This is a genomic window from Candidatus Thermokryptus mobilis (assembly GCF_900070205.1).
Lineage (GTDB): Bacteria > Bacteroidota > Ignavibacteria > Kryptoniales > Kryptoniaceae > Kryptonium > Kryptonium mobile.
On sequence record NZ_FAOO01000009.1, the window covers coordinates 90,129 to 100,830 of the forward strand.

The 10,702-nt window shown below is 38.0% G+C and carries 7 protein-coding genes; 3 read left to right on the plus strand and 4 right to left on the minus strand.

The window, feature by feature from the left end; translation table 11 throughout:
• Positions 1-66: 66 nt before the first annotated feature.
• A complete protein-coding gene (locus FKZ43_RS07245) occupies positions 67-1,413 on the minus strand; it encodes a M28 family peptidase (protein WP_140945213.1) in 1,347 nt (448 codons plus the stop codon).
• 125 nt (positions 1,414-1,538) lie between these two features.
• On the opposite strand from FKZ43_RS07245, the gene FKZ43_RS07250 reads away from it, so the two are divergent.
• From FKZ43_RS07250 to FKZ43_RS07260, 3 genes are all read left to right on the plus strand, one after another.
• On the plus strand, positions 1,539-2,462 hold the full coding sequence (locus FKZ43_RS07250; protein ID WP_140945214.1) for an amidohydrolase family protein: 924 nt from the start codon (positions 1,539-1,541) through the stop codon (positions 2,460-2,462).
• A gap of 476 nt (positions 2,463-2,938) precedes the next feature.
• On the plus strand, positions 2,939-5,116 hold the full coding sequence (locus FKZ43_RS07255) for a TonB-dependent receptor (RefSeq protein ID WP_219916512.1): 2,178 nt from the start codon (positions 2,939-2,941) through the stop codon (positions 5,114-5,116).
• Positions 5,117-5,246: 130 nt separating this feature from the next.
• Positions 5,247-7,460, plus strand: a complete 2,214-nt coding sequence (locus FKZ43_RS07260; RefSeq protein ID WP_140945216.1) for a carbohydrate binding family 9 domain-containing protein — start codon at positions 5,247-5,249, stop codon at positions 7,458-7,460.
• Here the strand turns inward: FKZ43_RS07260 and FKZ43_RS07265 are convergent.
• The 3 genes from FKZ43_RS07265 to FKZ43_RS07275 are packed head-to-tail and all read right to left on the minus strand — an operon-like array spanning position 7,457 to position 10,701.
• The gene (locus tag FKZ43_RS07265) at positions 7,457-8,596 is read right to left on the minus strand and encodes a galactokinase (protein ID WP_140945217.1); all 1,140 of its coding nucleotides are present in this window, start codon (positions 8,594-8,596) and stop codon (positions 7,457-7,459) included. The genes FKZ43_RS07260 and FKZ43_RS07265 overlap by 4 nt on opposite strands.
• Complete coding sequence (gene obgE, locus FKZ43_RS07270) at positions 8,589-9,611, minus strand: GTPase ObgE (RefSeq protein ID WP_140945218.1); 1,023 nt, start codon at positions 9,609-9,611, stop codon at positions 8,589-8,591. The genes FKZ43_RS07265 and obgE overlap by 8 nt, the downstream gene beginning before the upstream one ends.
• A gap of 1 nt (position 9,612) precedes the next feature.
• On the minus strand, positions 9,613-10,701 hold the full coding sequence (locus tag FKZ43_RS07275) for a DUF8457 domain-containing protein (RefSeq protein ID WP_140945219.1): 1,089 nt from the start codon (positions 10,699-10,701) through the stop codon (positions 9,613-9,615).
• Between the last annotated feature and the right edge of the window lies 1 nt (position 10,702).

Sequence of the window (10,702 nt, forward strand, 5' to 3'; positions counted from 1 at the left end):
GATGCAAAAAGTTTGACATCATAAAATTTAATTTTTTATTTTCCTCTCAAGCCATTGAGAGATGGTTTAACGACCGCTTGGTAATGGTATTACAACGGGGCTTTCATTCCCATCAATGTCAACCGCTTGTATCCCAAAGATGAAGTTATCCTTTGAAATGTTTTTCAATGTGAACTCGGTTACCTTCCCAACAAAGATTTTCTTCTCCCAGAAAGGTGAGCTTGTCTCCCTTATGCAAATGTTATATCCAGCAAGGTCATCCTCCGAGTTCATCTCCCATTTCAAAGTTGTGTTATACTCAAGCTCAGCGACTTTTATAACTGGATTTTTGGGTGGTAGTGGAGCATTTGCGAGATGATAAAGAGCGATAGCGTTTAAACGGGTCACATTCGCACAGTATTCAAAATCAACGAATTCAGGGAGGTCACCATACTTAACGCCATTTTCAACCCTGACATCCTGATGTTGATGATTGTAGTTTTCGTTCATTTCACTTATCCTAACAGCTGGGAAACCTTGCTCATTGAACGGGATGTGATCCCCACCGCGCAGAAATCTATCACGTCTGAAGATGAGATTAACCTTGAAATTTGGCAAATATCTCTCACCGACATCTTTTATATACCTTGCAAGTTGCCTTGATGGGGAATCATTTTCAAGCCCAACGCTTGCAATTAACCTCAACATATTTTCATCTCTTGAAAGCGGTAAACCTTCGGAGAAAATTCTAACTTGTGTGTTATCGTTTATGCCATTGCCACCAAGTGTGTTTCCAATTATGTCGTTGTTTAAAACACCAAGGACGAGCGTTCCGGAGTCCTTTAACTTTTTTGCCAGATGTCTACTCCCAAGTAGTCCTTGCTCTTCGCCAGCGAACAAAACAAACATAATCGTGCAGTCAAACTCATATTTACTTAAAACTCTCGCAAGTTCAAGAACTGCTGCTGTTCCGCTTCCATCATCATTTGCCCCGGGCGCAAACCCAGTTGAATCAAGTGCATCGCCAGCCCTTGAGTCATAGTGAGCACTTACAATGTAAACTTTATCTTTGTGAATTCTGCCCGGTAAAATCCCTATGACATTTACCATTTTCGTTGGTCTTGGAACCCTTGGTCCTTGTGGTGCTATAAATTCGTCAAATTCAACTTTCAATCTTCCACCCGACTGTCTGCTATATCTTTCAAGCTCTGATTTAAGCCATCGTCTCGCTGAACCTATACCAATTGATGGGTGACTTGTATCAGAAAGCGAATGCCTGGTGTGAAAACTAACAAGTTTTTCAATGTTCCTTTTTATGCTGTCAGCGGATATTTTTTGAATTATTTCAAGCACGGTTTGATTTAACTTGACAGATGGTTGTGAAGATGCGAAAATTGGGACAAGCAAGAGAAGTATTTGCAGGCGGATTTTCATGTTTGGGTCGCTTTTTTAGTTTATTTACAAATTCCAACCAAAAAAATCAAATTTAGCTCGCTTGAAAAGTAACATTAATTTTGATATTTTTAAGTTGAAACTTACAAAACTTTTTGAGGTTGGCGATGTCGGGACAAAAATTTGAGGTCTGGGATGCCCACGTTCATTTTTTCTCCTTCAACTTTTTTAAAACATTAATAAGGATGAAGGATAAAGAGATATCGTTAAGCGATGAATTCGCTCGTTTGAGGGAAAATTTCGGCATAGAGACACCACCTGTCAGCCCTGTTCAACTTGCCAGAAGATGGATTGATGAGATGGAAAAATACGGGATTTCAAAAATTGTCCTGTTTGCGAGCATCCCCGAGGATATTCTTTCCGTATCAACCGCTATAGCTGCTTTCCCGGATAAATTTATCGGTTTTTTCACGCTGAATCCTTTGATTGAAAATATTGATCTTGAGATAAAGCACGCACTGGAAAATATGGGGATGAAAGGTTTAATTTTATTTCCAGCATTATATCATGTCCATGTTCACGATGAACTTCTTGAAAAAATTTATCTTATCGCTGAAAAATATCACTGCGTGATTTTGACACATTTTGGAATTCTAAAAATTCCAATTCGTGAAGCCATCGGAATTAGAGACCAAATTGATGGAACTTACAGCAACCCAACAGACCTTCATAGAGTTGCTGTTAGACATCCTGATGTCAATTTCATAATACCGCATTTTGGTGCTGGATATCTTCGCGAAGTTTTAATGCTTGGGTCACAATGTAAAAATGTCTATCTTGACACTTCAAGTTCAAACTCGTGGATAAAGGTTTTGCCTTATAACATTGACCTTAAAACTGTGTTCGCCAAAGTCATTGATGTCTTCGGCGTTGATAGAATTATATTTGGAACTGACAGCGGTGTTTTTCCACGCGGATATAGAATTGATATTTTGAACCAGCAAATTGAGATATTACAGGAACTTGGATTGAGCGACGATGAAATTCAAAAAATCCTCTCGGGGAATTTGAAGAGAATTCTCGGCTTCTAACGGTTCAGTGTGGAACAAAATTTTTGCGGGGCGTGTTTTTTATAATGAAGTTTTGGAAAATATAGGAAATTGAAAAATTGAGGCGAAAGAAAGTTTACATAGTTTTAACTTTTCTCTTTTATCTTCTCGCCTTAAATTACAATGTCTCTAACTTTGATTGGAATTTCAGCGTAGGATACGAAAGCATCTCGGAGCACAAATGCTTAAACCATAAATTTCACCCAAGTTTAAAAGAATCAGCTGTTGTCGTTACCTCTCAGTTTAACTATTTCCACACGCGGTTATATTCCCTTGCTTCCCCGTCCGAGATTTCCAATCCTCTTTTTGTTAAATTTTTCCTCCTCATCAAGTCCGATTTCCACTTCCTGCTTCCGAAAAGAGCCCCACCCTTGGTTAATTTTTGAATCCATTCGCAATTTTTCAGTTTAAAAAACTTTCAAAAACTTTCAAAAACAAATTTTGTTAGAGATATGCGTTTGAGCCTCTTTGTATTCATTTTTGCATTTTACACAGCTTTATTTTCTCAAGGGACGATCAAAGGCAAGGTTATAGATAAATCAACTGGAGAACCACTTCCGGCAGCGGATGTTCATCTCATTGAGGTTAAGAGGGGAACAATTACAAAAACCGATGGAACATTTGTCATTCAAAGTGTTCCAGCGGGAAATTATACAATTGAGGTAAGTTATGTGGGTTATAAAAAATCTCGTAAAAAGGCGGAGGTTAAAGATGGTTTAAGTACTGAAGTTACGGTTGAACTTGAACAAACCGTTATATCCTTGCCTGATGTGGTTGTCACCGGGACGATGTATGAGCGAAGTCCTTTTGAAATTCATCAACCGATAGCTATTCTTGACGAGGATAAACTCGGTTTAAGGTTGAGTGAAAATCTCGCCAAAACGCTCTCTTATGAGCCAGGGATAAACCTTGAATATAATGGCTCAGCTGTTGGACGCCCAGTGATTCGTGGTCTAACGGGAACAAGGATTTTGATTCTTGACAATGGGATTAGAATTGGTGATGCTTCGGATTTAACACCAGACCATGCTGTCTCTTTTGATCCAGCTTCGGTTGAAAGAGTTGAAATAATTCGCGGTCCGGCAAGCTTGTTTTATGGCGTGAACGCATTAGGAGGTGTAATAAATGTTATCTCAAACGATATACCGAGAACGGTTCATGATAAATTAAGAGGTTCATTAAGATTGACAGGTGAGTCAGTTAATTCAGGATTAGCTGGGGTTGGTTTCTTTGACTACGGGTTTAAGAATTTTGCTTTGAGAGGAGAATTCGGTTATAGGCAAAATAATAATGTTAAGATACCCTCGGGTGAGTTGGAAAACACTAACTCAAAAAATTTAAGCTCCTCACTTGGTGTTGCCTATCACACAAGAAATTTCAGCTCTGGCTTTGCTTTTAGAAATTATACGGGCGATTATGGAATACCGCATGAGCACCAAGAAGGTGAGGTAGAGGAAGAGATGCCAAGGTTTAAAATCAGAAGAGATAAATATGAGTTTAAAACGGATTTGAAGTTTGAGGGTAAAATCATCCAGGGAACTGAACTTCATTTAAATCAAACCAATTATGACCATCGCGAGATTGAAGGTGGTGAAACGGCAACACATATAAAAATTAAAACCACCAATGCTGACATTAAACTTAAACATTCAAGGTTTGGAAGCTTTGATGGTATGCTTGGGGCTAGCTTTATTTATCAAAACTACAGCACTATCGGAGAAGAAAAATTTTTCGCCGATGCAAATCTTTATCTTGCTTCTCTTGTGCTTTATGAAGAACTCGGGCTTGGGAATTTAACATTGCAAACTGGATTTAGGTTTGATTACGCAAGGGTGAGATCAAAAGAATTTGAGGGTATACAAGCGCAGGATAAAAAATTTGGTGTGTTTTCAAGCTCCGCTGGCATTGTTTACAAGTCGGGCAATCCTGTGTCTGTTTCATTAAGCTTCTCGCGTGGTTTTAGAGTCCCGTCCCTTCAAGAGCTCTTCGCTTATGGTCCACATCTTGGAACACAAAGCTTTGAAATTGGAAATCCAAATCTCAAACCTGAAACATCAAATGAAATTGATTTATCTTTAAAACTTTTATCCGAAAAATCAACGGCTGATATCTCACTCTTCTTGAACTATGTTAATGATTTCACCTATCCTTTCAACACCGGAAGAATAGACACAAGTTCAAATCTACCGATCTACGAATATAAAGCTGCAAATGCTTTTCTGAGGGGATTTGAAGCGAAGTTTGAAACCCAACTTTTTAAAAACTTTAATGCTTCACTTCTTTTTGATTATGTTGAAGGGAAACGAAGAGATGTGGATGAATATCTGCCTTTCATACCGCCTTTTAGAAGCATAGCGAGCGTTGAATACAGGACGAGCAAGTTTAATTTTGGAGTTGAAGTTAAAGCGGTCTCTTCACAAAATAAAATTGCTCCCACTGAAACACGCACCCCGGGTTATGTTATCTTCAACTTGCATCTTGGTTTGAGATTGCCTATGAAGGGCTTTGCTCAGGAAATAAATCTTAATGTTGAGAATCTGACGAACAGGAGATATTATGACCATCTCTCAAGGATCAAGGACTTTGCACCGATGCCGGGGAGAAATATCGTGCTTATTTATCATATTTTCTTCTGATCCGATGTTTTCATCTTGACTCTCTTTAGGGCGGGCTTTTTGCCCGCCCTTTTTATTTTTGTAACTTTAGGTGACGCTTAAGCGTCATATAAATTTGAAAGCGAAAGTAAAACAAAAGTAATTGAAGCACATGCGAAAATTTTTATCCCTTCTTTTGCTTTTGATCTTGCCGTTTATTTTATCAGCGCAAGAGGTCTATAGGATAAAGGCGGTTAAAATTGATGAGAAGTTAAACATTGATGGGAAACTTGACGAACCATCTTGGCAAATCGCCGAAAAAGTTGATTTAAATTACGAAATTCAAATTTGGGATAACGCACCCGCATCACAAAAGACAACCGCAATGGTCCTTTACGATGATCAAAACCTTTACTTCGGATTTATTTGCTACGATACAAATCCAAAACAAATTAGAGCGCACATAACTGATAGAGATAAAATTTGGGAAGACGATTTTGTAATTTTAATCATTGATACATATGGGGATAATCAAAACGCTTATCAGTTTGCGGTAAATCCATATGGGATTCAGGGAGATGGGATTAGAAGTGGGAACAGAGAAGATATGAACTTTGACCTCATTTGGTATTCTGCTGGGGTAATAAATGACTCTGGCTGGACAGTTGAGATAGCAATCCCCTTTAAAAGTTTGAGATTTCCTCAGAAAAAAGGACACGAATGGAATATGATGATAGGTAGAAATTACCCGCGCGAGAGCAGATATATTTTCTCTTGGACGCCATTTGATAAAAATAATCCCTGCTTTTTATGTCAAACGGGAAAACTAGCAGGTCTTGATGAGATACCTTCTGTAAGCTTTGTTGAGTTTCTCCCTTATGCTATGAGTTATCAAGATGGATATTTACCTGACGCTGACCCATCATTAGATTTTAAAAATGAACCTGTAAGGCTAAGAGCTGGTTTTGGTGTTAAATTTTCTCCAAATCCAGAGATAACAATTGAAGGTGTTCTAAATCCCGACTTCAGTCAGGTTGAAACGGATGCTTATCAGATAAGCGTTAATACAACACATGCGCTTTATTATCCCGAGAAAAGACCTTTTTTCCTTGAAGGTATTGAAGTTTACCAATCCCCGATCAACATCTTTTATTCAAGGATGATAAATAACCCACTTTATGCCTTAAAACTTAAAACGAAAATGGAACGACTCTCGCTTGCTTATCTTTCCTCATTTGACAAAAAAACACCTTTTATAGTCCCGGGTGAAGAAAGGAGTTCAACTGTTTCAACTTCATTGAGTTCGCTTGTGAATGTAGCAAGAGCAAGGTATGATTTCGGTGAGCAATCATATACGGGTTTGTTTTTAACAGGAAGAAATTTTACAAACGCATATAACTATGTTGGTGGGTTTGATTGGAATCTGTTCTTCTGGAAAAATTACTATTTCAGGGGGCAGTTCATCTACAGTTTGACAAAGGAATTGAACAGACCTGATTTGTTTTCAACTGATAGAAAATTTGGCGAAACGGGTTATACTGCTTCTTTTGATGGGGAGAGATATGCTGGATACGGAATGACTTTGAGGTTTATGAAATTTGCGAAGTATCACGAGTTTGAGATAAACTATCGCGATTTTTCCCCAACCTTTCAATCAAATCTCGGTTTTATAACAAGAAATAATTTAAGATGGATCCACATTGAGAACAGGTTTAACTTTTATCCTAGAGGTGCGGTTGTTGATTTGTGGGAGCTTTTAACTAATTTCGGACTCAATTTTAATCATTCGGGTGCAAGGAAGGAACGCTGGATTATGCTTGGATTAAGGGCTCAGCTTAAAGGGCAAACGCAACTTTTTGTGGGATTTCTTCCGATCAATGAAGAAATTTTCGCTGGGAGAAAATTTATGCGTGTGCGCCGAGCTTTTGGAAATGTTTATTCAACGCCATTTAGATTTTTATCTTTATCGTTGAACTTTGAATATGGTAGAAAAATTTACAGGACTTCTGAGCCGAAACTTGGGTTTGCGAGGGATTTTAATCTGTATGTTCGCTTGAAGCCGACGGATAAAATTGAAATATCATCTTGGTATTCAAAAGCGAGATTAGAGGATGATAAAACGGGGGAGTTATTCTACGATGGATATGTCGCTGGAATTGTTGGGATTTATCAGTTTAATCCGAACTTGTTCGTAAGGTTGATAACTCAATATGACTCATTCAGCGGTTCAATCCAAGTTTTTCCGTTGTTGAGCTTTAAGTTAAATCCCTTCACGATATTTTACATTGGTTCAACTGTTAATATGCTTGATTTTGGGGATGTTTACGGTGTGAAGCGTTTGAATCAGGAGATTTTCTTGAAGGTGCAATATCTGTGGCGTAATTAAGATACGAGTTTTACTTCAACTCCGTTTTCGGGCGAGGTGACATAGATTTTAACTTTCCTCCCGTAAGTTTCATAGAATTTTTCGGATATGACTCTTATTGCCTCGCCTGCTTTATTTCTCGGTGTAAGCACAAACGCCCCATTACTTATTCCGAAAAGTTTAGCCCCCACAACTGTGCTTATCGTAGCGGATATATCAATTATTGAATCAATTTCAGAAGTGCTGACTTCGTAATCGTTACGCAAGCTTAAGTGGGAGTCAAAGAGCAATTTACCCAACATTGATATATCACGACGCCTTAAGGCGATGACAAAGTTTAAAACCCTTTCATTTTCGCTGACTATATAACGAACCCTTTGGATAGAGGTCTTATCAAGAAAGTTTGAGTATCTGTTAAGTTCATCAACCGTAAGGTCACGAAGGGAATGAATCTGTGGGTTTAGCGTTGAAATAACTTCAAGTGCATCTTTACATTCCTTTCCCCTTTTTAGAAAATCTTCAATTGTCCTTTTTACCTCTCCTACGCGTGGGTCAATGATTAAAATTTTGAAGTTTTTTGATATTGGCGCATATTCATACTTGAAATTTCTACAATCAACAAGAATCCCGTTGTCGCTTCTGGCCATGGTCAAGGCGATTGAATCGGATTTGCTTTCGTAAAAAGGCGAGAAATATCTCTCCAGCTTTTCACATAGGTTGAATATTCTGTCGTTTTCAATTTCAAGATTTTGAAGTTGACGGATCGCAAAATAAAGCGCAATTGAAACAGCTGATATTTCAGAAAGTCCAAGTTCAGGTGGTATCTCATTGACTAAACAAATGTTAAGCCCGGGTATATCAAATTCAAGAAGGGAATTTAAAACCGCCTTTACGGGTGTTATCGGTTCGTTCTTTTCAATTTTGCTGAGCGATTTCTTGGTGATTATATCAAGGGAGTTTTCCCTGGCGAGATAGACGATGAATTTATCATCGCTTCTTGAGGAGACACTTACATAAACTCTTCGGTTTATGGCTATTGAGAATATAAAACCATCGCTATACTGTGTGTGCTCTCCCATTAGGTTGAGTTTTCCAGGGGCTGAACTTACGACTTCCGGTTTTTCATAAAAGATTGAATTGTGCAGTGCCTCAATCATTTTGTTGAGTTGCGAGTTCTTTTTCTTTTATTTTCATAAGTTGAGCCCACATTAAATCTATCAATTCTTTTAATCCTTCGCCAGTTATCGCTGATATTTTCACGACCGGGATATCCTCTTCAAACTTCAAATTATCAATTTTTTTTCTGAGTTTTTCATCCGCGAGGTCAATTTTTGTGATTGCTATGATTCGTGGTTTCTCAATTAACTTTTCAGAAAAAAGTCGCATCTCGTTTAAAAGCGTATGATAATCTTTAACTGGGTTGGGACTTATGCACTCAATCATCATTGCGATAAGTTTTGTTCTTTCAATATGCTTCAAGAATTGAATCCCAAGCCCTTTTCCAGCGTGAGCTCCTTCAATTAGACCTGGCATATCTGCGACGACAAAACTTTTGAACTCATCATATCTTACAATTCCAAGGTTCGGTTGTAAAGTTGTGAATGGGTAGTCGGCAATTTTGGGTTTAGCAGCAGAAATTTTTGAAATAAGGGTTGATTTCCCAACATTTGGAAACCCAACCAAGCCAACATCAGCTATGAGTTTAAGTTCAAGTTCAATTTCCCTTTCCTCTCCCTTTTCCCCCTTCTCTGCAAACCTTGGTGCTCTATTTGTTGGTGTTGCAAATCTTGCGTTTCCTCTTCCGCCTCTACCACCTCTTGCGATAACGACCTCATCCCCATCATTTATGAGATCGGCTAAAATTTCGCCAGTTTGAGCATCTTTTACAACTGTCCCACAAGGGACAAGTAATACTATATCTTCACCATTTTTACCATGTTGGTTTTTGCCTTTGCCGTGTTCGCCATTTTCAGCTCTGTAAAATGTTTTGTACCTGTAATCAAGAAGGGTTGATAGGTTTTTATCCGCTCTGATGATTACATCCCCTCCTTTTCCTCCATCGCCCCCATCTGGACCGCCTTTGGGAACATATTTTTCCCTTCTGAAACTAATGCAACCATTACCTCCATCACCGGCTTTGACATGTATTTTGGCATAGTCAATCAAAAACATCTTACCTTATCCCCGGGAAGTATCTTCTATAGACAAGATCGGTAAATTCAACTGCTTCGTCAGAGTAAGGGTCAATCTCATTTTGTATGAAAATTGAATCAATAAAAGCGGATGCCTCTTTCCAATTGTTAATCCCGTTGAGTTTCTCAATGGCGTCGTAAAATTTATCAGCGTCACGCTTGAAAATTTTCTTTATGAATTTATCTCTAGCTTTCTCATCAAAGAATAGGTTTAAATCCGGCAAAGTTGATAATTTTGGGGTTGGCTCCGTTTCAATTTCTGGTTCAACTTGATTTTCAGTTTCCTTTAGTTCTTGTATTTGCTCTTTAATTTCTTGTGGTTTTAGCACCCGTTTTAAAATTATCTCAATATCGGATTTTGTCAATCTCGGTTTTCCATGAAGGTCCTTCTCTAATTCAATTTCCTTTGCGAGATTTTCCAATCCTTTATCCCTGAAGAAGATTAAAAACGCCTCGGCTGGGACGCTTGTGCTTTCACTTGCAAATTTGAAAAAATTGAAAATGGGGTCAATTATCTCAAGTACCTCTTTGAGTGAGACATTTTTGAAAACCTCCTCATCAATTTTGCGAAGCAATCGCTGAAAAAATTCAACCGTGATATTATCTTGTGGATATCTCTCAAAAATTTTCTCCATCAACTTTCGGTAATAGGTATATTCACTGAAACTTGAAATAGATTCAATTATTTGTGCTGTTGTCTTGACATTCTCGTTTTTAAAAATAATTTTCGTCAGCGTCCATTCAGGTCTTAAAATGAAATTTATCGCAAATCTTGATGCTTTATCAGATGCGTTTTCAAATTCTTCTTGAGTGAAAAGCAAAGCTTCTTTTAATGAGTTTAAAAATCTCTTCCTCGCTTCAATGAAATTCACATTGTTTTGGTCAAATCTTTTGGAGTATAGGATTTTTAAGAGTTCCTCGCTTAACACTCTTTCGGCGAAAATGTTGAAATAATCTTTCAATGATTTTGGTATGTCCAAGTTCAAAATATCAGACAATGATATCTTTTCCTTGCCCTCGGCAAACGATAGAATTTTTTGTTTTGTGTTTTGAACTTCCTTCTCAAACATT